The 23,299-nt window shown below is 48.5% G+C and carries 20 protein-coding genes; 7 read left to right on the forward strand and 13 right to left on the reverse strand.

From position 1 onward, the window contains the following. Positions 1 to 43: 43 nt before the first annotated feature. From DVO77_RS16175 to DVO77_RS16210, 8 genes are all read right to left on the reverse strand, one after another. On the reverse strand, positions 44 to 700 hold the full coding sequence (locus DVO77_RS16175; protein ID WP_110456239.1) for a CoA transferase subunit B: 657 nt from the start codon (positions 698 to 700) through the stop codon (positions 44 to 46). Positions 701 to 711: 11 nt separating this feature from the next. Further along, complete coding sequence (locus DVO77_RS16180; protein WP_119979027.1) at positions 712 to 1,419, reverse strand: CoA transferase subunit A; 708 nt, start codon at positions 1,417 to 1,419, stop codon at positions 712 to 714. 70 nt (positions 1,420 to 1,489) lie between these two features. Then, entirely contained in the window at positions 1,490 to 2,398 is a 909-nt protein-coding gene (locus DVO77_RS16185; protein ID WP_119979028.1) for a hydroxymethylglutaryl-CoA lyase, read from the reverse strand. 2 nt (positions 2,399 to 2,400) lie between these two features. Then, positions 2,401 to 4,434 (reverse strand): acetyl-CoA carboxylase biotin carboxylase subunit, encoded by a 2,034-nt coding sequence (locus DVO77_RS16190; RefSeq protein WP_119979029.1) that lies wholly within the window; start codon positions 4,432 to 4,434, stop codon positions 2,401 to 2,403. Positions 4,435 to 4,489: 55 nt separating this feature from the next. After that, positions 4,490 to 5,320, reverse strand: coding sequence for an enoyl-CoA hydratase-related protein (locus DVO77_RS16195; RefSeq protein WP_119979030.1), 831 nt, complete (start codon positions 5,318 to 5,320; stop codon positions 4,490 to 4,492). Between the two features lie 45 nt (positions 5,321 to 5,365). Then, a complete protein-coding gene (locus DVO77_RS16200; RefSeq protein ID WP_119979031.1) occupies positions 5,366 to 6,973 on the reverse strand; it encodes a carboxyl transferase domain-containing protein in 1,608 nt (535 codons plus the stop codon). Positions 6,974 to 7,067: 94 nt separating this feature from the next. After that, the gene (locus DVO77_RS16205; RefSeq protein ID WP_119979032.1) at positions 7,068 to 8,237 is read right to left on the reverse strand and encodes an isovaleryl-CoA dehydrogenase; all 1,170 of its coding nucleotides are present in this window, start codon (positions 8,235 to 8,237) and stop codon (positions 7,068 to 7,070) included. A 90-nt stretch (positions 8,238 to 8,327) separates the two neighbouring features. Then, positions 8,328 to 8,723 carry a MerR family transcriptional regulator gene (locus DVO77_RS16210; RefSeq protein ID WP_110456232.1) on the reverse strand — a complete coding sequence of 132 codons (396 nt, stop codon included), beginning with the start codon at positions 8,721 to 8,723 and terminating at the stop codon, positions 8,328 to 8,330. Positions 8,724 to 9,008: 285 nt separating this feature from the next. On the opposite strand from DVO77_RS16210, the gene DVO77_RS16215 reads away from it, so the two are divergent. Beyond that, positions 9,009 to 10,913 carry a propionyl-CoA synthetase gene (locus DVO77_RS16215; protein WP_119979033.1) on the forward strand — a complete coding sequence of 635 codons (1,905 nt, stop codon included), beginning with the start codon at positions 9,009 to 9,011 and terminating at the stop codon, positions 10,911 to 10,913. Between the two features lie 517 nt (positions 10,914 to 11,430). Next, complete coding sequence (locus tag DVO77_RS16220) at positions 11,431 to 13,173, forward strand: phosphoethanolamine transferase (protein ID WP_119979034.1); 1,743 nt, start codon at positions 11,431 to 11,433, stop codon at positions 13,171 to 13,173. On the opposite strand, the gene DVO77_RS16225 is transcribed toward DVO77_RS16220, so the two are convergent. Then, positions 13,131 to 14,408 (reverse strand): sensor histidine kinase, encoded by a 1,278-nt coding sequence (locus DVO77_RS16225; protein ID WP_119979035.1) that lies wholly within the window; start codon positions 14,406 to 14,408, stop codon positions 13,131 to 13,133. The two genes, DVO77_RS16220 and DVO77_RS16225, sit on opposite strands and share 43 nt — an antisense overlap. Further along, entirely contained in the window at positions 14,392 to 15,084 is a 693-nt protein-coding gene (locus DVO77_RS16230) for a response regulator transcription factor (RefSeq protein ID WP_110456227.1), read from the reverse strand. Before DVO77_RS16230 ends, DVO77_RS16225 begins: the two co-directional genes overlap by 17 nt. A gap of 281 nt (positions 15,085 to 15,365) precedes the next feature. Between DVO77_RS16230 and DVO77_RS16235 the strand changes: the two genes are divergently transcribed. Then, the gene (locus tag DVO77_RS16235; protein WP_119979036.1) at positions 15,366 to 15,818 is read left to right on the forward strand and encodes an acyltransferase; all 453 of its coding nucleotides are present in this window, start codon (positions 15,366 to 15,368) and stop codon (positions 15,816 to 15,818) included. 78 nt (positions 15,819 to 15,896) lie between these two features. Continuing rightward, positions 15,897 to 16,088 carry a DUF3185 family protein gene (locus DVO77_RS16240; RefSeq protein WP_110456778.1) on the forward strand — a complete coding sequence of 64 codons (192 nt, stop codon included), beginning with the start codon at positions 15,897 to 15,899 and terminating at the stop codon, positions 16,086 to 16,088. A 132-nt stretch (positions 16,089 to 16,220) separates the two neighbouring features. Here the strand turns inward: DVO77_RS16240 and DVO77_RS16245 are convergent, their stop codons facing one another. After that, positions 16,221 to 17,219 carry an NADP-dependent oxidoreductase gene (locus DVO77_RS16245; RefSeq protein WP_119979037.1) on the reverse strand — a complete coding sequence of 333 codons (999 nt, stop codon included), beginning with the start codon at positions 17,217 to 17,219 and terminating at the stop codon, positions 16,221 to 16,223. Positions 17,220 to 17,527: 308 nt separating this feature from the next. Here DVO77_RS16245 and DVO77_RS16250 point away from each other — a divergent pair, with 308 nt between their 5' ends. Next, positions 17,528 to 17,968, forward strand: a complete 441-nt coding sequence (locus DVO77_RS16250; protein WP_204165099.1) for a MarR family winged helix-turn-helix transcriptional regulator — start codon at positions 17,528 to 17,530, stop codon at positions 17,966 to 17,968. A gap of 241 nt (positions 17,969 to 18,209) precedes the next feature. Next, entirely contained in the window at positions 18,210 to 19,751 is a 1,542-nt protein-coding gene (gene gndA / locus DVO77_RS16255; protein ID WP_119979038.1) for an NADP-dependent phosphogluconate dehydrogenase, read from the forward strand. Between the two features lie 97 nt (positions 19,752 to 19,848). Here the strand turns inward: gndA and DVO77_RS16260 are convergent, their stop codons facing one another. Next, the gene (locus DVO77_RS16260; protein ID WP_119979039.1) at positions 19,849 to 21,381 is read right to left on the reverse strand and encodes a DUF3612 domain-containing protein; all 1,533 of its coding nucleotides are present in this window, start codon (positions 21,379 to 21,381) and stop codon (positions 19,849 to 19,851) included. Positions 21,382 to 21,568: 187 nt separating this feature from the next. On the opposite strand from DVO77_RS16260, the gene DVO77_RS16265 reads away from it, so the two are divergent. After that, positions 21,569 to 22,114: an aldolase/citrate lyase/malate synthase family protein gene (locus DVO77_RS16265; RefSeq protein WP_119979040.1), complete on the forward strand. Its 546-nt coding sequence runs from the start codon at positions 21,569 to 21,571 to the stop codon at positions 22,112 to 22,114. Between the two features lie 134 nt (positions 22,115 to 22,248). On the opposite strand, the gene DVO77_RS16270 is transcribed toward DVO77_RS16265, so the two are convergent. Beyond that, positions 22,249 to 23,127, reverse strand: a complete 879-nt coding sequence (locus DVO77_RS16270; RefSeq protein ID WP_119979041.1) for a 1,4-dihydroxy-2-naphthoate polyprenyltransferase — start codon at positions 23,125 to 23,127, stop codon at positions 22,249 to 22,251. Between the last annotated feature and the right edge of the window lie 172 nt (positions 23,128 to 23,299).

The following is a 23,299-nucleotide window of genomic DNA, read 5'->3' on the forward strand; positions in this document are numbered from 1 at the left end:
GAGATACTCTCACCATGTGGTAGTGCTAACAATCGACGTGAGCTTAAAATACCATTTCAGGTACATGCTCAGGCACGATAAGTTTCCCTGCCGTTTTTTCAATGATCTCCTCGACACTCACCCCGGGTGCGCGCTCAAGCAGATGGAACGCCCCATCTTTAATCTCGACAAAAGCCAAGTCGGTTAATACCCGCTTGATACAGCCATAACCAGTGAGCGGTAGCTCGCATTTAGGCAGTAACTTTGAGTTGCCGTATTTGTCGGCGTGCATCATGGTGACGATAATATTGTCGGCGCCAGCCACTAAATCCATGGCGCCGCCCATGCCTTTGACCAATTTCCCCGGGATCATCCAAGAAGCAATTGAGCCATTCACATCGACTTCAAACGCACCAAGCACGGTTAAATCTACGTGGCCGCCGCGGATCATCGCAAAGCTCTCGGCCGACGAGAAAAAAGATGCGCCGGGGACTGCCGTTACCGTTTGTTTACCCGCATTGATCAGATCGGCATCTATGGTCTCTTCCGTTGGAAACTCGCCCATGCCAAGCAGCCCATTTTCCGATTGCAGCATCACTTCAATGCCCTCGGGAATATAGTTAGCGACTAAGGTGGGAATACCAATGCCTAAATTGACATAAAAGCCATCTTGCAGCTCTTGGGAAACACGTTGTGCTAATTGTTCTCTTGATAACGCCATGGTGTTTCCTCCTATTTAGTGGCTGCTTTAACGGTACGTTGCTCGATACGCTTCTCGAACGTGCCTTGAATGAGGCGATCGACATAGATACCTGGGGTATGGATATGATCAGGGTCGAGCTCCCCAGGCTCAACGATATGCTCGGCTTCCACCACGGTGATTTTGCCAGCGGTGGCCATCATAGGGTTGAAATTGGCGGCGGTTTTACGGAATACCAAGTTACCCATAGTATCGGCTTTCCACGCGCGGACTAAGGCAAAGTCGGCTTTTAGCGCTGGCTCTAGTACGTAGTGACGGCCATCGATTTCGCGCGTCTCTTTATCTTCAGCGACGGGGGTGCCATAGCCTGTGGCGGTAAAGAAGGCGGGAATACCGGCGCCGCCCGCGCGGATTTTTTCCGCTAACGTGCCTTGTGGTGTCAAAATCACATTGAGTTCGCCTGAGAGCATCTGCTGCTCAAAGGTGGCGTTTTCACCCACATATGAGGCGATCATGGTGCTGATCTGACGGCTCTTTAACAGCAGCCCTAAGCCAAAATCATCGACGCCAGCGTTGTTGGAAATCGCTGTGAGTCCGCGAGTGCCCATTTTTACCATTTGGGCAATAAGCCCTTCAGGAATGCCGCACAGGCCAAAACCACCCACCATAATGGTCATATTGTCTTCAAGGCCATCTAATGCTGCTTCGTAGCTGTTAACCAGCTTATTGAGTCCTGCCATTATTATTATCTCCTGTGAGAGGCGCTAGGCTCAGCGCCCAGCATCTATTTATTCTAGTCGCGCCTAAGGGTTATTCGGTCAGCGCAAGGGCCACTTTAGAGCCATTTTTTCGGCCCAGTGCTTGGCTAATTGTGTTGCCCGCCTCAATTAAACGCGGTAAATCAACGCCGGTTTCTATGCCTAAACCGTGTAGCATGTAGACCAGATCTTCTGTTGCCAAATTACCCGATGCACCTTTGGCATAAGGGCAACCACCCAGACCTGCGACCGAGCTGTCGATGACCCTCACGCCTGTTTCTAAACAGGCGAGAATATTAGCCAGCGCTTGACCATAGGTATCATGAAAATGCAGCGCAAGTTTGCCTACAGGGACTTTCTCGGCAACCGCTTCAACCATTTTACGGGCGTTAACGGGCGTGCCAACACCGATAGTGTCGCCGAGTGAAACTTCATAGCAGCCCATCTTGTAAAGAAGTTCTGCCACTCTCGCGACTTCACTTACGGCAATATCACCTTCATAGGGACAGCCTAAAACACAAGAGACATAGCCCCGTACGGCGATGTTTTTGGCTTTAGCCGCCTCCATTACAGGGATAAAGCGCTCTATCGATTCCTCAATTGAACAGTTGATATTACGCTGGCTGAAGCTCTGTGAAGCGGCACCAAAGATGGCCACTTCATCTGCACCAGCGTCAAGCGCAAGTTCCAGCCCTTTTAAATTGGGCGTCAGCGCGCTGTAGACTACGCCACTGCGTTTATTGAGCTGCTTAAAAATATCCGCCGAATCGGCCATCTGTGGCACCCATTTGGGTGACACAAAGCTGCCAGCCTCGATGCGCTTTAGGCCAGCCATGCCTAACTGGTCGATAAGGATAAGCTTGTCAGCCGTAGTGACTGCTCGCTCATTTTGCAAGCCATCGCGAGCACCAACCTCAAAAAGGCTTACCTTGCTTGGGTATCTGCCAAGGCTAGTGGACATGATTAAGCCTCCTCACTAGCGCTGACATCGGCAAGTACTGCGCCATCACTGACCAGCTCGCCAGGCTCAAAGAAAAAGGCGGTAACTGTGCCATTAAACGGCGCCTCTATGGTGTATTCCATCTTCATCGCTTCCATCACCATTAAGCCTTGACCTTGTTCAACCTTATCGCCGACTGCAACAAGATGGGTCACGATAGTGCCATTCATAGGCGCTTTTAGTTTATCTTCGCTGCTGCCTTGGTCTTCAACAATTTCAGTCTGAATCGCACGGTAATGATAGCTGCCAGAGGGTAAAAATAGCGTAAAGTCATCACCTTCACGGCTCACGGGGATCTTGCTCTTATGGCCGTTAATCTCCGCATGCAGCAGATCTTGTTTTAGCTCACCGCTGAGGGTCAGTGTTTGATCGTTAAAGTTGAGATAATAACTATCACCTACTTGACTGAGGGTTAAGTGCTGTATTTGATGTTGGTCATCCAGCAAGGTGAGCTGGTGAACGCCGCTGCGGTTAAGCCTAAAGCCACTCACTTGGCCCCAAGGCGAGTAGGGATCATTGCTATTGGTAGCGGTGAGTTTTGCCTGCTCTTTTTGCGCGCAAAGGTGGTATAGCGCGGCAAAGGCGAGGGCACTATTTTGCTCTTTGCTATTGTCAGTATCTAAATTCGTACCAATTAAGGTGTCGCCGTAACGCTCAATAAAGTCGGTGCTAAAGTTGGCATCGCTAAAGGCGTGATGCTCAGCGATATTGGCTAAGAACTCGATGTTATGTTTCAGGCCACTGATTTGATATGACTCGAGGGCATGCACTAAACGTTGCAGTGCCCGTGGGCGTGACTCGTCCCAAACAATCAATTTGGCAATCATGGGGTCGTAAAAGTTACTGATCACATCGTTTTCGCGAATGCCTGAGTCGATACGCACATAGCGGTTTTGCTCGGGCTCACGCAGGAAGTTCAGTTTACCGCTGGCGGGTAAAAACGCATTTTGCGGATCTTCGGCGTAAATTCGCACTTCAAATGAATGTCCATGAATGCGCACTTCATCTTGGCTCAGTGGTAATTCGCTGCCACTGGCAACCATCAGCTGCCACTTTACTAGGTCTTGGCCGGTGACCATCTCGGTGACAGGATGCTCAACCTGTAGACGCGTATTCATCTCCATAAAGTAGAAGCTGCTCGCCTCATCGGTCGCGTGGGTATCGAGCAGAAACTCGACCGTACCGGCGCCGACATAATCAATCGCTTTTGCGGCAGCAACGGCTGCTTCACCCATGGCGCGGCGAAGGCTGTCGGTTAGACCGGGTGCTGGGGCTTCCTCAACCACCTTTTGGTGACGACGTTGAATAGAGCAGTCACGGTCGGAGAGATAGATACAGTTGCCTTGGGTGTCGGCAAACACTTGCACTTCGACATGGCGCGGCTGTCTTAGGTAACGTTCAATCAATAATTTATCGTTACCAAAAGACGATGCCGCTTCTCGGCGCGCCGAGTTAATCGCATCCAGTGCTTCTTTTTCAGACTCAACAATACGCATTCCTTTACCGCCACCGCCATAGGCCGCTTTGATAAGTTGCGGAAAGCCTATCTCTTTCGAGGCTTGAAGTAAGCTTGCATCGCTTTGATCGTCACCATGGTAACCCGGTACTAAGGGGACATTGGCTTGTTGCATGATGTTTTTGGCGGCGCTTTTGCTGCCCATGGCATCGATGGCGTTGGCGCCAGGGCCAACAAAGGCGATGCCGGCTTGTTCACACTGGCGAGCAAAGTCGGCATTTTCAGACAAAAATCCATAACCCGGATGAATAGCCTGAGCGCCACTGCGCTTAGCGATATCGAGGATCAACTCGCCTTTAAGGTATGACTCACTTGGCGCGCTGCCGCCTAAGTAGAAAGACTCATCGGCCATCGCCACATGACGTGCATCTTTATCGGCATCGGAATAGAGAGCAACGGTTTTAACCCCCATGGCATTGGCAGTCTTGATGATGCGACAAGCAATTTCGCCGCGGTTGGCAATCAGTAGTTTAGTAAACATAATTAGCGAACTCCCGGGCTTGGCTTGGCAATAGGGTCATTATTTATTGTGGTGTTCATATCGCTTTCCAATCTGGGCTACGTTTATCGAAAAAGGCATTGAGACCCTCTTGACCTTCGTTTGATACACGAATGCGGGCGATGCGCTCACTGGTGTAGTGCAATGTATCGTCATCGATAACGCCATCTTCTAAGCGTGACAACAAGGTTTTTACCCATGCCATACCTTGAGGGCTATTACTTAGGAGGGCTGTGATAATGGGCGCGGCCGCAACGTCAATATCATCTGCTATCTCGTGGATAACATTGAGCTTTAGTGCTGTATCTGCATTAAAGCGCTCGGCGGTGAGCATGTAGCGGCGTGAGGCGCGTTGCCCCATGGCGCGTACCACGTAAGGGCTGATCACCGCGGGAATTAATCCAAGCTTGACTTCGCTCAGGCAGAAGCTGGCGCGCTCATTGGCGATAGCGATATCGCTTGCGCAGATAAGGCCGAGCGCACCACCAAAGGCGGCGCCTTGTACCAGCGCAATGGTCGGTTTAGGAAATTTATCTAATGTATGCATCAAGGTGGCCAGCTCATTGGCATCGGCCAAGTTTTGCTCAAAATCCATCTTGGCTTGTTTGCGCATCCAGTTGAGATCGGCACCCGCGCTAAAGTTTTTACCATTGGCCTTGAGCACTAACACTTGGCAGTCATCATTGCTGGCAAAATGGTTCAGCGCTGCGATCATCTCGCGAATCATCACCTCATCGAAGGCGTTATGTTTATCGGCGCGATTAAGCACCATCTCACCGACACCACTGTTTAAGGCGCAGCTGAGATATTGAAAATCGGTGTCTAACTTATTGTTTAAATGAGTATCTAGTGTTGTCTTGTCGGTCATGTTTGCATCCTTTGCCTACGTTGAGAAATCGAAGTTAATGGCCGCTTACATGCGGAACACACCAAACTTGGTTTCTTGAACTGGGGCATTTAAGGCGGCTGACAAGGCTAAGCCGACAACATCGCGTGTTTGCGCAGGATCGATAATGCCATCATCCCAAAGGCGAGCGCTGGCATGGTAAGGGTGACCCTCTTTGTCATATTGCTCGACGATTGGCGCGCGAAATGCCGCTTCATCTTCATTGGACCACTCGAGGCCTTTACGGGTGAGTCCATCGCGACGAACGGTAGCCAATACGCCTGCGGCTTGTTCACCGCCCATTACAGAGATGCGCGCATTTGGCCACATCCACATCATAGTAGGTTCAAAGGCTCGACCGCACATGCCGTAGTTACCCGCGCCGTAGCTGCCGCCAATAATTACGGTAAATTTAGGCACGTTGGCACAAGAGACCGCGGTGACCATCTTAGCCCCGTGTTTGGCTATGCCTTCATGCTCGTACTTTTTACCCACCATAAAGCCGGTGATATTTTGCAAGAACAGCAGCGGTATTTTGCGCTGGCAACAGAGCTCAATAAAATGAGCGCCTTTTTGCGCCGACTCGGAAAACAAGATGCCGTTGTTAGCCACAATACCCACGGGGTAGCCATGAATGCGGGCAAAGCCGCACACCAGCGTCGCGCCATAATTGGCTTTGAATTCATCGAAATCAGAGTCGTCGACGATACGGGCAATCACCTCTTTGACATCGAAGGGCTTCTTAAGATCGGTACCGACAATGCCGTAAAGTTCATTAATATCAAACTTGGGTGGTTTGGCAGGGCTTAACAAGCTCTCAATCTGTTTATTGTGATTGAGACGCGTGACGGCTTTACGGGCAAGCTCGAGGGCGTGCTCATCGTTTTGCGCCAAATGATCGGCAACGCCAGAAATTTTGGTGTGCACTTCGGCGCCGCCAAGCTCTTCGGCCGAGACCTCCTCACCCGTTGCCGCCTTAACTAATGGCGGGCCAGCCAAGAAGATGGTGCCTTGCTCTTTAACGATAATGGACTCATCGGCCATGGCTGGCACGTACGCACCTCCTGCGGTGCACAAGCCCATGACCACCGCAATTTGAGGAATGCCTAACGCTGACATCTGTGCTTGGTTATAGAAGATCCGCCCAAAATGGTCGCGATCGGGGAATACTTCATCTTGGCGCGGTAGGTTAGCGCCGCCCGAATCGACCAAATAGATGCAGGGGAGGTGGCAACGCTTAGCAATATCTTGCGCGCGTAAGTGCTTTTTAACGGTCAGCGGATAGTAAGTGCCGCCTTTAACCGTGGCATCGTTGGCTATCACCATACACTCGACGCCGCTGACTCTGCCAATGCCGGCGATGATGCCTGCTGCGGGCACTACTTCGTCATATACCTCATAGGCGGCAAATTGGGATATCTCTAAAAACGGCGAGCCAGAGTCGAGTAGTTTCTCGACGCGTTGGCGAGGCGATAACTTGCCACGAGCAAGATGACGTTCCATAGCGACAGTGCCGCCACCTTGTTCAATTTCGGCGAGTTTGAGTTTGAGATCGGCGACGACACTCGCCATCTGTTGCTGTTTGGTTTTGAACTCATCGCTGCGGGGATTGATTCGACTACTCAGTTGCGTCACGTCAATGTTCCTTTTGTAAACTGTGATGGTGTCTGATGAGGCGTTGGCCCTCATCAAAGGCCGAGAAGTGGCTCGGCCATCGATAAGCGATTGACTATTTAGATTCGTTAAACAGTTCTCGGCCAATCAGCATGCGGCGAATTTCCGAGGTGCCCGCGCCAATCTCATATAGCTTGGCATCACGCAGTAAGCGACCTGTGGCATATTCGTTGACGTAACCGTTGCCGCCGAGTAGTTGAATGGCATCGAGCGCCATTTTGGTGGCGAGCTCCGCCGAGTAGAGGATCGCGCCTGCGGCATCTTTGCGGGTGGTTTCACCACGGTCGCAAGATTTAGCAACGTTATAGATATAAGATTTTGCCGCGTTCATGCCCGTATACATGTCGGCTAATTTGCCCTGAACCAACTGGAACTGACCGATAGATTGACCAAACTGCTCACGCTCGTGGATGTAGGGCACCACAATATCCATACAGGCCGTCATGATCCCTAGTGGGCCGCCAGACAGGACAACGCGTTCGTAATCTAGGCCGCTCATCAGCACTTTTACGCCGTTGTTGAGGCCGCCTAAGATGTTCTCTTCTGGGACTTCACAATCTTCAAATACCAATTCACAGGTGTTTGAGCCGCGCATGCCGAGTTTGTCGAGCTTCTGTGCCTGACTAAAGCCTTTAAAGCCACGCTCGACGATAAATGCGGTGATCCCGTGGGGGCCTTTATCTAGGTCTGTTTTAGCGTAAATCACGTAAGTGTGGGCGTCGGGTCCATTAGTGATCCACATTTTGTTGCCATTGAGGATATAACGGTCACCCTCTTTGCGTGCATGCAGTTTCATTGACACCACATCGGAGCCCGCATTGGGCTCACTCATGGCTAAGGCGCCAATATGCTCGCCGCTCACCAGTTTAGGCAGATATTTAGCCTTTTGCTCGGCGTTACCGTTGCGATTAATTTGGTTAACGCACAAGTTAGAATGCGCGCCGTAGCTCAGGCCAATAGACGCCGATGCACGCGAAATTTCTTCCATCGCTACCACATGAGCAAGGTAGCCCATGTTGGCGCCACCGTACTCTTCAGGCACAGTGACGCCTAACAACCCCATGTCACCGAGTACGGGCCAGAGCTCATTAGGGAAGGCATTTTCCGCATCGACCTTAGCGGCGATAGGGGCGATTTCATTGGCGGCGAAACTGTGTACTGCATCACGCAGCATATCGACATCTTCACCGAGACCAAAATTGAGAGAGGAGTAGAGTTGAGTCATTGTTATATCCTACAGGTCTGATTTTTATAATTATTTTAGTATTAAAAATTAATGGTTTGAGTTAATTATCTATGGTTTAGCTGTCCGAGGTTATTGTTGCTGCTCCAGTGCTGCGCGGCATTGCTGCTCGGCAGAGTTAAGCTCCATCAATACCACCTTGATGTCGTCCATCTGCTGTTGCAGTGCTGACTTTTTCTCTTCTACGAGATCGAGCATGGTGTGCAGCTGGGTGCTGCTGTTTTTGTCGGCGTCATAAAGCTCGAATAAACGGCGGGTTTCGGCCAGAGAAAAACCGAGGCGCTTGCCGCGCAATATCAACTTTAGGCGCACTCGATCTTTGAGACCATAGATACGCGTTTGGCCGCGGCGCTTAGGTTTTAGCAGGCCCTGATCTTCATAAAAGCGGATACTACGGGTGGTAATATCGAACTCTTTTGACAGCTCGCTAATGGAATAAGTCGTCTGACTGGTGTGTTTGTCGCTCATCAAAAAATACCATAACAATTAACATTTGTTAGAACGATATATGAAGTTTACGTAAAGGTAAAGATTTTAGGCGGCAAATTGTCGCCATCACTTATGTACCTAATGAAAAAGTCTTTATTAACAATATTTTATCCTGTTGGCTTGGTGGCCATTATGCAAAGGTCTAATGGGCAAAGGTGCGCCGTGTCTCATAATGCTATTAACTGGTCCTCGTGGAATCACGGGGCAAAACAGAGTGAGCGGCAACCGATATCGGTGATAGCCCATGTCATCGGGGAGAGGCAAATGAAGGCGTTACATAACCAATTACACCAACAATCTATAGAGCAGCCAGACGTATTTTGGGCGGATGCCGCTGCCGCACTTGACTGGGATAAACCCTTCGACAAGGTGCTCGATGCTAGTCAAGCACCAATGTATCGCTGGTTTAGCGGCGGTGAGATCAATACCTGTTACAACGCCGTCGATCGCCATGTGGAAGCGGGACGTGGCGAGCAAGTGGCGATTCAATATGTCAGTCCGATAACCGATACCGCATATGGGATTACTTACGCTGAACTGCAAGCTCAGGTGAGCCGTCTGGCGGGGTACATGGCAAGCCAAGGGGTGAGTAAAGGCGATAGAGTGATCATCTATATGCCGATGATCCCCGAAACGGCTTATGCCATGTTGGCTTGTGCGCGATTAGGCGCCATTCACTCGGTGGTATTTGGTGGTTTTGCGGCCAATGAGCTGGCGACGCGTATTAATGATGCTAAGCCGAAGATGATCCTATCGGCATCTTGTGGTATCGAACCTTCGGGCGTGGTGGCATATAAACCCTTACTCGATGATGCCCTAGGCCAAGCGACTCATCACGTGGAGCAATGCCTTATCCTCAATCGGCATCAGTTACATGCGGATCTAGTTGACGGCCGTGATGTGGATTGGCAAGCCGCTATGGTCGATGCGCCTTATGTCGGTTGTCAGCCAGTGGCAGCGACCGATCCCTTATATGTGCTTTATACCTCTGGTACCACAGGTCAACCCAAAGGAGTGGTGCGTGATAATGGTGGTCATGCCGTGGCACTCGCTTGGTCGATGAAAAATATCTACGACATTAATGGCGGTGATGTGTTTTGGGCCGCATCGGATGTGGGCTGGGTGGTAGGGCACTCCTTCATCGTTTATGGTCCGTTGCTGGTGGGGGCGACAACGCTACTATTTGAAGGTAAGCCTGTGGGGACGCCCGATCCCGGTATTTTCTGGCGTACCATTGCTCAATATCAGGTGAAGAGTTTCTTTACTGCGCCGACCGCTATTCGAGCCATTAAGCGCGATGATCCTGATGGCGACTTCATAAAAGATGTTGATTTAAGTTGTTTACAAACCGTGTTTTTAGCGGGTGAGCGCTGCGACCCCGACACTTTACATTGGGCAGAGCAGAAGCTAAACAAACCTATTATCGATCATTGGTGGCAAACTGAAACGGGTTGGCCAGTAGCCGCCAACATGATGGGCACAGCGCCAGTGCCGGTTAAGGCGGGTTCACCTGCGTTAGCGGTGCCAGGATATGATGTGCAAGTGGTTGATGAGATGGGCGAGCGCGTTGCGGCTAATCAAACGGGCAATGTGGTGATAAAGCTGCCACTGCCCCCCGGCACCTTGGCGACACTATGGCAAAATGAGGCGCGATATAAAGAAAGTTACTTGTCTATGTACCCAGGTTTCTATCTCACTGGTGATGCGGGCTACATGGATGAAGAGGGATACTTGTATATTATGAGTCGTATCGACGACATCATTAATGTCGCCGGCCACCGTTTATCGACCGGGCGTTTTGAGGAGGTGCTATGTCAACATGAAGCCGTGGCAGAAGCGGCGGTGATAGGTGTTGATGATAAGCTCAAAGGGCAGGTGCCGCTGGGGTTGGTGGTGCTTAAAAAAGGTTGCACCTTAAGTGATGAGCAGCTGCATAAAGAACTGACAGCCCTTGTGCGCGAGCAGATTGGCCCTGTGGCCGCGTTTAGGTTAGTCAGTGCCGTGCCTAAATTACCTAAGACACGCTCGGGGAAAATTTTACGCGGTACTATGCGTAAAATTGCCGATAATCAAACCTTTAATATGCCAGCGACCATTGAAGATCCTTATACATTAGAGCTAGTGCGTAATGTATTAACCCGCATGGGCTATGCCGATGCCCATGTGTAAGGCGGGTGATTAAGCTTGTATGAAAAGGGCCTTTTGGCCCTTTTCATGTTAAGTCATACTGCTATTATTTCAGCATTACTCATTACTAAGCTGCTCACGACTTATATGTCATCTCAACCGCAATGCCTTAGGCGATGTGAGTTTGCCTACATTGCATTTATTTACAAAAGCCAAGTGTGATGAAAATCGTTAGGGCTTACACCTAATTGAAGCTGCCGCTGCCCTTTATCTCGGCATACCACTCTCAATTACTGCTCACAATAGAGTCACAGTGACAGTGATTAATCACTTGGGCTAGTTACCGTTGCCACCACAGCATGTTATCGCAGTAGCCAATCACTGTACTTTATTCAGCCTGTCTTCGCCGTGAAAAAGAACACTCGCTCGGGGGGCAACTGTCAGTGCATTGCCGCTAATAAAGTCTTGTTAACGGCTAAATTAACTTCGTCATTTGACCTTTTTTTTACTTTCGTGAGCATAACATGCTGATTATTGTCTCTCAGTATGGAAGCCAGCTATGGCCTTATTGACTAAACCTCTGCTTGCGAGTGTTAACAAGTTCTCAAATGCGAACGAAAAACCGGCGGGTGCAGTAGACAGCCCTAATGGCGGAGCTATTGCGCTGACGCCTGCGCGGCTTATCTTATTAGTGTCGTGTTATTTTTTTTTGGTGCTCAATGTGGCCTTGTTGGTCAAGCTCTTTGGCATACTAGAAGGGTTGAGTGACGTTAACCTAGGGTTTGTGTTAAGCATTCCGCTGTTTTTTATTGCTGCCTTTAATGGGATTTTTAGCCTGTTGACCGTGTTTCGGTGTGAAAAATGGTTGTTGGTCCCTCTGATCATCATCTCGTCGCTACTGAGTTATGCCATGTATAACTACGGCACCATTGTCGATCGCGACATGCTGGTCAATGTGATGCAAACTCACTCAGGTGAAGCTAAATCTTATTTCACGCTCAGCGCGTTATTATGGTTTGTGTTTACCGGGTTGTTACCTGCGGTGCTAATTGTGAAATTGCCGATTCGGCGCAGCACCATTTGGCGTGAGTTGGCGATGAAGTTGGTCTCTATTGCGATCTCTTTGTTGGTGATTTTGGCGATTGCAGCTCTTTACTATAAAGACTATGCCTCTGTGGGCCGCAATAACCATTACCTTAATAAGATGATCATTCCCACTCATTTTAGCCATAGCCTTTATGGTTATCTTAAATCAACCTATTTTACCCTTCCTAAGCCGTATCAAATGCTAGGTGAAGATGCCACATTAACCGCTAAGTCTTCGTCGGGTCGTAAACAGGTCATGGTGTTGATGGTCGGTGAGACGGCGCGTGCGGCTAATTTTCAACATGGTGGTTATGAGCGAGACACCAATGCATTTACTAAGCCCTTAGGTATCACCTATTTTCAGGATGTCTCTTCCTGTGGTACGGCGACGGCCATTTCGGTGCCTTGTATGTTCTCGCGGCAATCTCGGCAGGAATTTTCAGGTAGCGACGCCGACAACCAAGATAACTTAATGGATATCATCCACAGGGCGGGGATCAATACTGTGTGGTTGGAAAATGACGGCGGTTGTAAAGGGGTTTGCGCTCGTATTCAGACGGTAGAGTTTAAACCTGATGCAAATAATCCCGTGTGTGATGGCGACTATTGTCAGGATCAGGTGTTATTAGAAGGGTTGCAGGAGCAGCTCAACAAGCTCGATGCCCAGCAGAGCGTGATAGTGCTGCATATGGTGGGCAGCCATGGTCCCACTTACTACAAACGTTATCCTCAAGCATTTGCGCATTTTCAACCCGATTGTCAGCGTAGTGACATTCAAAACTGCGACGCACGGCAATTAAATAATACCTATGACAATACCTTGTATTATTCTGATTACATTATTGCTCAGGTAATTGAGCAATTACGTCAACATGAAGATTTGGATACTGGCTTACTGTATGTGTCTGATCATGGTGAGTCGCTCGGGGAGTCGGGCATGTACTTGCATGGCATGCCCTATGCGCTGGCGACGACAGAACAAACCCATGTCCCTATGTTGACCTGGTTTTCAGACACCTTTACCGCCGATAAACAGCTAGATGAAAACTGTTTAACTAGGCTGGCTCAGCAAGAGGGATATTCTCATGACAATCTGTTTGACTCCATGTTGGGTTTACTGGATGTATCGACCCAGGTTTATCGACCCCAGCTGGATATTTTTAATGTTTGTCGTCAGGATAAAGCCTTATCGTCAATCTCGTTAGCGGCAAAGTAGATGGTGGCTTGGGTGCCGCTGTGCTGTGGAGATGATAAGATGAGTCGCCAGCCTTGATGTTCACAAATCCGCTCTATTATTGCCAACCCCAAGCCATAGCCTGCGGGGTTGGCCACATTAACGCCGCGTTCTCGCGCCTTGATTTGTAGCTCGTCGCTCATGCCGCTGCCAGTATCAGATACACGTAGGTAATGTGCTGTGATGGTGACAGTAATGCCGCCGCTAGCTGTGTGTTGTATGGCATTACGCAATAGGTTATTTAACACGGCAACCATCATGTTTGCGGGTTGAGGCGGGGCTTGTTCGATCACCTCTAAAGTTAACTGCAAGCCTTGATTATCGGCCAATGGCTGCCAATGAGCTAATTGGGCGGCTGCGAGTTCGGCTAATGGGCTGAGCTCGTTATTACCCGACAGTGAATCTGGCGTACGCGATAACTGTAAAAAGAGCTCAGTCTGCTGTTGCATTTGCCCAAGCGCCCCGTCTACACGTTGTAATTGGCGGGCTATGGCGGGGGGGACTTCACTTTCAGCCAGCATATCTAGTGCGCCTCGGATCACCATCATAGGCGTGCGTAATTCATGGCTGGCGTTGGCGGCAAATTGCTGCTCTCGCAGTAAGAGCTCGTTCACTTGCAATACATAATGATCAAAACTGCGTGCCAGTTGGCCGGTTTCATCATTGGGGTAATGTCGTTCGAGTCGATTGCCCGTTTGTTGCGGCAGACTGGCCACTTCACTTGCCAGTTGCGATATTGGCTGTAAGATCTGTCGGCTTAAATGTCGAGATAAACCAAAGCCGAGCATCCATATCAGTAAGACGCCTAAGCTGACTCCAATAAACACCAGCAGCTCATAACGTTCAAATTCACTTTGATCTTGTACTAACACGTGTTTCCAGCCTGACTCATTGTGTACGAATAAGTTATAGGCCTTATTGGGGAGCAGTATTTCATGTGCGCCTTGGGGATAATCACGAAAGGCTTCGGGTAATAGGCTTTGATCGTTTTTGGGGAGTTTGTAGTAAACCGTATCGGTCATAGGTAACACCAGTGGCTCCGTAATGCCCTGATGATGACTAATGAGATCGGTGAGGTCGCTCTGTAAATGGTTATAAAATAGTGTGTCTTCAAACCAGGATACCAGCAATAGCATACCGGCTGCTGCTAACGTACTCATCGATACTATTACCAAATTAAGTGCCAGTTGCAACCGAGATTTAATGGTTAGCCGCATCGGTATGCTCCTTGGCGGCTAAGCAATAACCTTGACCATGTACGGTATGCAGTAATGGGTAAGCAAAAGATTTATCAATTTGATTACGCAGTAAATAAATATGCGATTTTAGGGTATCTGAGTCAGGTGGGTCATCGGCCCATAGCTGATCAGTTAAGGTATCGCGACTGACGACATGTGGCGAGTGACGCATTAATATTTCTAGTAGTTTTAAGCATTTAGGGTTTAGCTTGAAGATGTGACCATTTCGACTGGCCTGAAGCCGGTCGAGATCCAGTGTCAATTCGTCGACTTGAAGCTGACGCACCTGTTGTTTTTGGCTGCGTTTTAACACTGCCTGAATACGCGACCATAATTCGGGTAAGGCAAAGGGTTTAACCAAATAATCATCGGCTCCGGCATCAAAACCGTGCAGTTTGTCGTCGAGTGTGTCACGGGCGGTGAGCATCACTATGGGTAACATGTTTTGTTCTGCGCGTAATTGCTGACATAAGGTTAAGCCATCTAGCCCTGGCAAGGATAAATCCAGTACCAGTAGATCGTATTCTTGCTCTCTTATCTGATTAAGCGCGGCGGTGCCATTATAAAATGCATCAACCACACAGTGTTTCAGTGTCAAGTAATCCACTATATTGACTAAAATATCGGGATTGTCTTCTACTACAAGTATCCGCATATCTACTTCTCAGTGAGTGGCAGAGCGAGCCGTGACAGTGTTAGGGATATCGGGTTTGGATAACGTCGCCGCTTATAGTGCAATGCCCATTGTTGACTGGCAACCGTAAAATGGTAACGATGAGGTGATTGCAGCCTAAGTGGTAATGAGTCTATTAAGTTACTCCATTATGTCAACTGCTTGGTAGAAATGAGAGCAAGTGATTTTGTGCTTAATACTGTGGCGTGGTTCCTGCGCGTTAGCACAATGAGATAAGGGCGGTGGGAGAGAGTGTTATCTGTATGCATAAATTGATATCTTTATCTGCGTATGTCAAAAAGCGCAACGGGTTACCACTTGGCGCGTCAGGTTCGATGCGCAATATGTTGCAACGTTCATTAGGGGCTGGTGGCTTTCATCTCTTTTGGCATTATTGGAATCCGATATGGGGTTATTACTTATCCCGACACGTGATGAAGCCCTTAAGCCAAGTTTTTCCTAAAGGGTTGGCTACGGTTGTGACATTTAGCGTTAGTGGGGGACTGCACGATATAGCCGTTATGTTGGTCACGTGGCAGTTGATTTTCTTTTTTACCCCATGGTTTACATTGATGGGGATTATGGTGATAGTGTCTAAGCGGTTTAAATTGTCATTCGCTAGTTACCACTGGGTGGTTAGGGCTTGTTTTAACATGGTATTTGTTGGCGGCAGTCTACTGCTTGTCCGTTGGGGTCAACACATTGCGTTGAGTTAACTGTCTTTACACGCGAGTCAGTTCTTATGTGTTGTTGCCAATTATCGAATGGTTGAAAATAAAGGATACAGACTCATGATGGTCAATAAAGTCATTGGTATAGCGCTTATTCTTGTTGGCGTCGCGTTGGCAGTGTGGGGTTATAACATTTATGATTCGGCAAGCTCGCAGATCAGCCGAGCGTTCAGCGGCGATACCCCACTAGAAGCGTGGGCCGGTATGGTGGGCGGCGGGTTATGCGTCTTTATCGGATTATTAAAGGTAAAATAAATCCTGACAGCTGGTAGGTTAACGCCTGTTTAAGGCCATGTTTTTTTAGGCTTTGTTGTCTGATAACCAAAACTCAAAAAAGCCGACTCTTAACGAGTCGGCTGTTTAGTTTATGACTTTTTATTAAGGCGTTTAAGCGAGTTTAACCACCATCTTACCGCGGTTTTTACCTTCAAACAGACCGATAAATGCCGCAGGGGCTTGTTCGATACCTTCATAGATAGTTTGCTCGGCTTTCACTTGGCCATTAGCCAACCACTGGCTCATCTGCTGGGTAAACTCTGGATAATGTTCCCAGTGATCCATTACAATAAAACCTTGAATTTTTAGTTTTTTTACAATGATATTACCAATGTTACTTGGGCCAGGCGACGGCGTAGTATCATTGTAATCGGCGATCATGCCACACACGGCGATACGGCCAAACTCGTTCATATTATCCAGTGCGGCAACTAAGTGATCACCACCGACATTTTCAAAATACACATCGATACCTTGGGGCGCTGCCGTGCGCAGTGCGGCGCTTAAGTCTGTGGTGGTTTTGTAATTGATCACCTGCTCCACGCCCATGGCTTTGAGGCTCGCTGCTTTTTCGTCAGAGCCGACCGAGGCGATCACTTTGGCTCCCATTAACAACCCCAGTTGACAAGCCACACTACCCACAGCGCCAGAAGCGGCCGATACAAATAGGGTTTCACCCGCTTTGAGCTCGGCGATACGGTTTAAACCTGTCCATGCCGTCATGCCTGGCATGCCTAATACGCCAAGAAAGTGAGACTCACACAAAGGGGTTGTAGGTAAAATAGTGTGGTCGCTACCGTCGGTCACATAATGTGTGCGCCAACCATTCATGCTGCTTACTTTGCTGCCAACGGGGAAGTCGGCGTGCTTGGATGCTATTACTTCGCCGATGGCACCACCCTCAAGTACTTCGCCTAAGGCGAATGGTGCGATATAACTTTCTCTGTCAATCATGCGGCCACGCATGTATGGGTCAACTGACATCCATAGGTTTTTGACTAAAAACTGACCTTGCTGTAACTCAGGTAGAGTGACTTGAGTTAAGGCGAAGTTGTCTGCCGTTGGCATCCCTTCTGGGCGAGATTGGAGTAAAATATGTTGTGCTTGCATGAAAAAACCTCATTTTGCTTTGTGCGCTAACTAATTGTGGTAAACTCTACTCTCAAAGTCTGAATAATGCAAATACTTTGCGCGCAAACTAAATGCCGGCGGCTGACGGTAAATCAACGTAACGTCAGCTCTTTTGAGGTATCAAGCTATCGGGTTTTGACATTTTCTTTTTAAATCAAATTGTTGTATTTTTATTTTTACACATTATTTTATGATTACTTTCTACCGTGAACAACGAATCTAAGGGCAGCAACATAGTGACGAGCACATCAGATAACCTATCCTCTAACGCCGCTGAAAACACTGGGATGGCAACGACCTCAACAGTGAAACCTGCATTGTCAGATAATGTCTGTTTTGCCCTCTATACTGCCGCTAACGCCCTAGTGCGTGCCTACCGCCCACTGTTAGAACAGTGTGATTTAACTTATCCTCAATACCTAGTAATGCAAGCATTGTGGTTACACGATGGCGCCAGTTTGACGGATCTTTCTCAATCGACACGCCTCGATTTAGGCACCTTGACCCCCATAGTTAAGCGTCTGGAAGGTAAGGGATTGGTGGCGCGAACGATTGACAGTCGTGACGAACGTAAAAAAGTGATTAATGTGACATTAGCGGGCGCGGCGTTAAAACAAGATGCCTTGACGTTAACCCAGCAATTATTAGATAAGGTGAGCATTTCAGGTGCCAAGCTCGATGAAATGCGCGATCTGTGCCTCACATTGACCGCGGAGCTTAATCAGTAAATGACACTAAAATTTGCGGTTTATTGAAATACACTGTTTTACTCAGTGACCAGTGATATTGGATATTACCTAGTCATTTAGTTAGCCATTTTTGTATAATCGTTATCAACTTGTTGCTTGTTTAAAAATGATTAATCGGCTTGTTAGTGTTTATCTCTTTTGGCCAGAGATGTGATTGAAATTCCGTAAACACAATCATCTACAGGCATCATTCATAGCTGTTTTTAGTGGGACACATGTAATGCAAAATCATTCAAAACTACTCGATATTGGCGTGATAGGCCTAGGTGTGATGGGAAAAAACCTCGCACTTAATATTGCCGACAACCATTATCGTGTCGCAGCGTTCGACCTAGATAATGACAAGGTTAATGCCTTACTGGCACAAGAACGACAAGAGCGCCTAACTGGCCAACCTCAGCGTATTACAGGCTGTCATAATCTTTCTGAAATGTTATCTAATCTCACTCGTCCCCGTATTTTGGTGTTATCGGTACCCGCTGGGGAGCCTGTCGATGGTGTCTGTCAATCCTTGATTGATGCGGGCATTGAAGCCGATGATATTGTCATTGATACGGGTAACAGCCTATGGACAGATACTGTCGCCCGAGAAGCCCACTATGCGGGTCAATTTATCTTTTTTAGCTGCGCTGTATCGGGGGGGGAAATGGGCGCTCGTTTTGGTCCTTCACTTATGCCTAGTGGTGATATCAATGCCTGGGAGCATATTAAACCCATTTGGCAAGCGATAGCCGCTAAAGTGGATGCGACAACCGGCTTACCGATAGAGCGACAAGAGCCAGGTAACCCGGTGACAGAGGGCGAGCCCTGTACCACCTATATCGGCCCTGCTGGCGCAGGGCATTATGTCAAAATGGTACATAACGGTATCGAATATGCCGATATGCAGCTGATCTGTGAAGCTTATCAGTTGCTGTCAGATACCTGTGGCATGAGTGCCATAGAAGTGAGTGCGGTCTTTTCGCGTTGGAACCAAGGCAGCCTCAATAGTTATTTAATGGAGATAAGTGCCGAGGTGCTGGCTCAAGTCGATCCTTTAACAGACAAGCCTTTAGTGGAGATGATCCTCGATAAAGCGGGACAAAAGGGCACCGGCTTGTGGACCGCGGTAAGCAGTTTACAGATAGGTACTCCGGCGCCAACTATTGCTGAGGCCGTTTATGCCCGCGCAATGAGCACTCAAAAAACACAGCGTCAACAATTAAGCCAGTGTCTAGCGGGGCCAAGCAAGGCGGCGCTTATCGGCAGTGAGCGGACGACGTTTATCGAACAGTTAGAAAACGCCTTATATTGCGCCAAGATTGCTTGCTATGCCCAAGGGTTTCAGCTGATGGCGATGATGGCTACCGAGAGAGGTTGGCAATTGGACTTTGCCGAAATTGCTAAGATATGGCGCGCTGGCTGTATTATTCGTGCCAAGTTTTTACAGTCGATCAGTGAGGCTTATCAAGTCGCGCAGACACAAGGTGTGGAGCTAAGTAACTTGTTGATGGCTGAGAGCTTTAGTACAGCATTGTCAACCAAGCAGCTCGATTGGCGCAGCGCAGTGGCTCAAGCCGTATTAAGCGGGGTGCCTGTACCCTGTGTCGGCTCGGCATTGGCATATTATGACAGTTATCGCTGCGACACCTTGCCTGCTAACCTATTACAAGGTCAACGCGACTTCTTCGGTGCCCATAGTTTTGAGCGAGTTGATACTCCAGTAGGGGAAAAATATCACCTTAATTGGAGCCACAAGCCACGTACGTTAGTGAAGTTATAGCCAATAGTTATGACATCTAACCGTTGAGATATGGATAAGCAAAAGGCCACGGGTTCCCCTGTGGCCTTTGCCGTTGTGATAGCGCTGATACGATTATCTATCCGCCGCAAGTGCCGCTGGCGTAACAGCTGGGTTTACGTGGGCAGGTTGAGCCCCGCGAGCAGATCAATCTGGCTTCGTTGTCTATGCCGCGCTCAATCCAATTGATATTGAGTATTCTCGCCACGCGTTTAATATCTGTTTTAATGCTGTTGGGCAGGTGAGCTGAGCCGCCGTTATCGACACAGACCTGTTTCAGCTCATGGGCGATAGCTTGTGCATCGCCGCCCTGAGCTTCGATGGCGGGGTTGAGGTCAATACCGGCGCATAGCACATGGGGCGTGCCAGCCAGATCGTTCACCCTAATGGATTCACAGCAGTAAATTTTTGGCTCTTGAGCCACATCTAAAATCGAGATCTGTGCCGAAGACCCCGTCGAAGTGGCATTGATCATTCTAAATACCGCCCAGTGCTGGCAGGGATCTTCAACTTGGCGCATATTGCCCCAAGGCAGCGGAATGCCATTGCCTCGGTAGACGGCTTTGAGTTTTCCTGGTGAGTAGGCATCAAAATAGTGCCAATGGCTATAAGGTGACACGGCCGTCATGCGGCGCATCGCCACCGAAGCCGACACTCCAACACGTTTAGCCACATCAATTTCATAACCGTGTCTGTCGAGCAGTTGCCTAAAAGGCACTTTGGGGCAAAGCAGGGCGCCAGCAAAAAAACTTGACTCAAAATCACGCCAAGCATGCAAAATATCTTGCGCATCGACGGTGGAAGATTGCGGCGCGCTAAAGCTGTCTTCACTTAGGCTCGTGCCGTGGCTTCGACCCGCGACCATAATGCTTTTTAAACCATCTTTGTTGTGTAAAACACAATGGCCTATGTGGACGGCTAAATCGTATTTGAGTCGATTAGTGTGATTGTTGAGTAATTTGTTGAGGCACAGCTTATTGGGCATTTCAAAATAAGAGGTGATGATGTGCTGATCGCTAGCGCCCGCTTCAAGGCGGATTTGTTTAGGGGCGCGGGTAAACCATTTTACTGTTAATCCCAACTTGGCGACAATTTCCAGCAGATCATCTAGGCTGAGCGGCATGCGTTTTAAGCCCACTTCTTCAGCGGCGCGCTCAAGATCGGGAAAATGATTTTGGTGATGTTCCTGATGAGCGCGAATTAACAAGTGGGCAAATTGGCGGCCGCTGATGCCGGTTTGTGACAACATCTCAGGGATGGCGATTTGTAAAATTTCATTGGAAAACAAAAAGCTTGGTTCTAACGCCATGCCACTTATGCCGCCGCGAGAACCTTTTACTGGGGTGATGGCTTGTTGCTCGGGCGCATCGTCAAGAAACCAGTCGATCTCTTTTTGAAACACCGCCGCTATCACAGCTAACATGCCGGCGCTAGGCACACGTTTGCCTCGTTCTATCATCGACAGATAGGAGACCGAGGGCGCCGAATCGGCATCCACACGGATACAGCGGGCGGACAAATCTTCCATGGTAAGGTTGTTACGTTTTCTGAGGTTCCGGATTTTGGTTCCTAAAAAATGCGACTTTCTCATTAAGCTTGTGTTGTTTTTCATTTTGTAAAATTCACATTGTGAAATTTCTATTGTGAAATTGTAAAGAAAAAAAGACTAGACTACAAATCAAGCAATCGAGAAAAGTGTAATTGCAGTGTATTTCGGCAAAGTCGATACCCATTAGTCAGTCAGCTTTGAGATGCCCCAAACGTGATAAACGTGCCAAATTATAGACGAGGATGAAGCTATGAATATTCACACACAGCAATCTAATCTTATCGACCACAGTATTTACAACTTCATCAAGCAGGTAATGCCTATGACACATGCAAACGCAAACACCGCCTTAGAGCAACACAGCGACAGTGAAGCGACAGCCTATGCCAAGCAAGTGCTGGATCAACACTTTCCGTTGAGTAATGGGTCGCATCAGGATGTATGCAGTTATGTGATTTATTATAAGCAGTTATTGGCATTCTTTGCCGACGGTAGCCAAAGTGGGTTGGCAGAACCTAAACAGTTTGTCGCGTTAACAGGGCATAAATGTGAGCCGACGTCATTAGTACTGAAAAACAATGGCTTTCACGTTGAAGTGTCGATCAATCGTCGTGGTGAGTATGGCTGTAATGACTTAGCAGGGATTGACGATGTGCAAGTTGAAGCGACATTAATGACCATAGTTAACAGCCAACAGGCGCCATTTCAGCGTAGCTGGACGAGTCTAGTTAGCGGACAGGCGGGAAGTTGCAATAAGCAATTCACCTCAAAAGATGGTACCGAATACGAGGTGTAAAGAGTGATAAGTTTCGGGTTATCGCTAAATTTATCTCCCCAATAATATTATTAAGGCCAGTGACCCACTGGCCTTAATAATGTGTTATGACTTGTTTACTTTAGCGTAGCGGTGTCATATCAGCTTTGGTTGGCTCATACCCAGTTAAACGCTAAGCCTAGACTAAATAATGCGCTAAAAATAATCGTTAATTTGGCCGTTTTGCCCAATAAGGGGTTTAGGGCTTCCCCGGATGTTTGGCTAAATTCACTGTTGAGTTTACGCGCCAAAATCAGCGATAAGCCGCCCAATAGTACTGGTAAACCCGGTAATAAACCCAGAAAAAAACCACCGATAATCAGCGCAAAAGGCAGATAAACCAATGCCTGGTAGAGCACCCGCGCTTGACCTTCACCAATTTTGACCGCTAAGGTCAATTTACCCGCTTTAGCATCGGTTGGAATATCTCGGGTGTTATTCACTAACATGATGGCCGCATTAAATAGGCCTATAGCGCTGCCAAGCAACCAGGCTGCGGTGTTGGTCGTGCCAGCCTGTAGATAGAAGCTACCCACGACAGCCACTAACCCAAAAAAGATAAACGCCGCCACTTCACCCAATGCATGCGACGCCAATGGATAGGGGCCACCGCTATAACCAAGGGCTCCTAAAATTGACAAGAGCGCTAATAGTGCGATGGGCCAGCCGCCATGATAAATGAGTATTGAGCCAACTACTAACGCTAGAGCCAGACAGACTAGCATGGCATTGCGCACTTTTTCGGGCGCCAGCAAGCCGCTCTGTGTTACCCGAACAGGGCCTAAGCGTTCATGGGTGTCGATACCGCTTTTAAAGTCAAAGTAGTCGTTTGCTAAGTTAACTGCCACTTGCAGTAAAACCCCACATAGCATGGAGATAGCGGCGATAAACCAGCTGAATTGTGCTAGGTTAATCGCTAAAATGTTGCCAACTAATAAGGGGCCAATAGCTGCAGGAAGTGTGCGTGGGCGTGTCGCCAGGATCCAAGGATTCATTGTCGTGTTAGTACTTAATTTAGCCGAATAGGGGTGGGAGCGATACTCGCTCGAGACTGTCGATGAGTAGCATAGCAAAAAACAGTGACGCCTTGCAGTGCTTGCATTAGCGTTATGTGAACTGCTTCGTTCTATTTTTATCAAAAACACCCATTATCATTTTGTTTGTTGG

The sequence above is a fragment of the Shewanella algidipiscicola genome, assembly GCF_003605125.1.
GTDB lineage: Bacteria > Pseudomonadota > Gammaproteobacteria > Enterobacterales > Shewanellaceae > Shewanella > Shewanella algidipiscicola.

Bases quoted from the DNA above. Each gene is read 5' to 3' on its own strand.
- DVO77_RS16175 (WP_110456239.1), bottom strand. From the start codon at position 700: ATGGCGTTATCAAGAGAACAATTAGCACAACGTGTTTCCCAAGAGCTG.
- DVO77_RS16180 (WP_119979027.1), bottom strand. From the start codon at position 1,419: ATGGCAGGACTCAATAAGCTGGTTAACAGCTACGAAGCAGCATTAGAT.
- DVO77_RS16185 (WP_119979028.1), bottom strand. From the start codon at position 2,398: ATGTCCACTAGCCTTGGCAGATACCCAAGCAAGGTAAGCCTTTTTGAG.
- DVO77_RS16190 (WP_119979029.1), bottom strand. From the start codon at position 4,434: ATGTTTACTAAACTACTGATTGCCAACCGCGGCGAAATTGCTTGTCGC.
- DVO77_RS16195 (WP_119979030.1), bottom strand. From the start codon at position 5,320: ATGACCGACAAGACAACACTAGATACTCATTTAAACAATAAGTTAGAC.
- DVO77_RS16205 (WP_119979032.1), bottom strand. From the start codon at position 8,237: ATGACTCAACTCTACTCCTCTCTCAATTTTGGTCTCGGTGAAGATGTC.
- DVO77_RS16210 (WP_110456232.1), bottom strand. From the start codon at position 8,723: ATGAGCGACAAACACACCAGTCAGACGACTTATTCCATTAGCGAGCTG.
- DVO77_RS16215 (WP_119979033.1), top strand. From the start codon at position 9,009: ATGAAGGCGTTACATAACCAATTACACCAACAATCTATAGAGCAGCCA.
- DVO77_RS16220 (WP_119979034.1), top strand. From the start codon at position 11,431: ATGGCCTTATTGACTAAACCTCTGCTTGCGAGTGTTAACAAGTTCTCA.
- DVO77_RS16225 (WP_119979035.1), bottom strand. From the start codon at position 14,408: ATGCGGCTAACCATTAAATCTCGGTTGCAACTGGCACTTAATTTGGTA.
- DVO77_RS16230 (WP_110456227.1), bottom strand. From the start codon at position 15,084: ATGCGGATACTTGTAGTAGAAGACAATCCCGATATTTTAGTCAATATA.
- DVO77_RS16235 (WP_119979036.1), top strand. From the start codon at position 15,366: ATGCATAAATTGATATCTTTATCTGCGTATGTCAAAAAGCGCAACGGG.
- DVO77_RS16240 (WP_110456778.1), top strand. From the start codon at position 15,897: ATGGTCAATAAAGTCATTGGTATAGCGCTTATTCTTGTTGGCGTCGCG.
- DVO77_RS16245 (WP_119979037.1), bottom strand. From the start codon at position 17,219: ATGCAAGCACAACATATTTTACTCCAATCTCGCCCAGAAGGGATGCCA.
- DVO77_RS16250 (WP_204165099.1), top strand. From the start codon at position 17,528: ATGGCAACGACCTCAACAGTGAAACCTGCATTGTCAGATAATGTCTGT.
- gndA (WP_119979038.1), top strand. From the start codon at position 18,210: ATGCAAAATCATTCAAAACTACTCGATATTGGCGTGATAGGCCTAGGT.
- DVO77_RS16260 (WP_119979039.1), bottom strand. From the start codon at position 21,381: ATGAAAAACAACACAAGCTTAATGAGAAAGTCGCATTTTTTAGGAACC.
- DVO77_RS16265 (WP_119979040.1), top strand. From the start codon at position 21,569: ATGAATATTCACACACAGCAATCTAATCTTATCGACCACAGTATTTAC.
- DVO77_RS16270 (WP_119979041.1), bottom strand. From the start codon at position 23,127: ATGAATCCTTGGATCCTGGCGACACGCCCACGCACACTTCCTGCAGCT.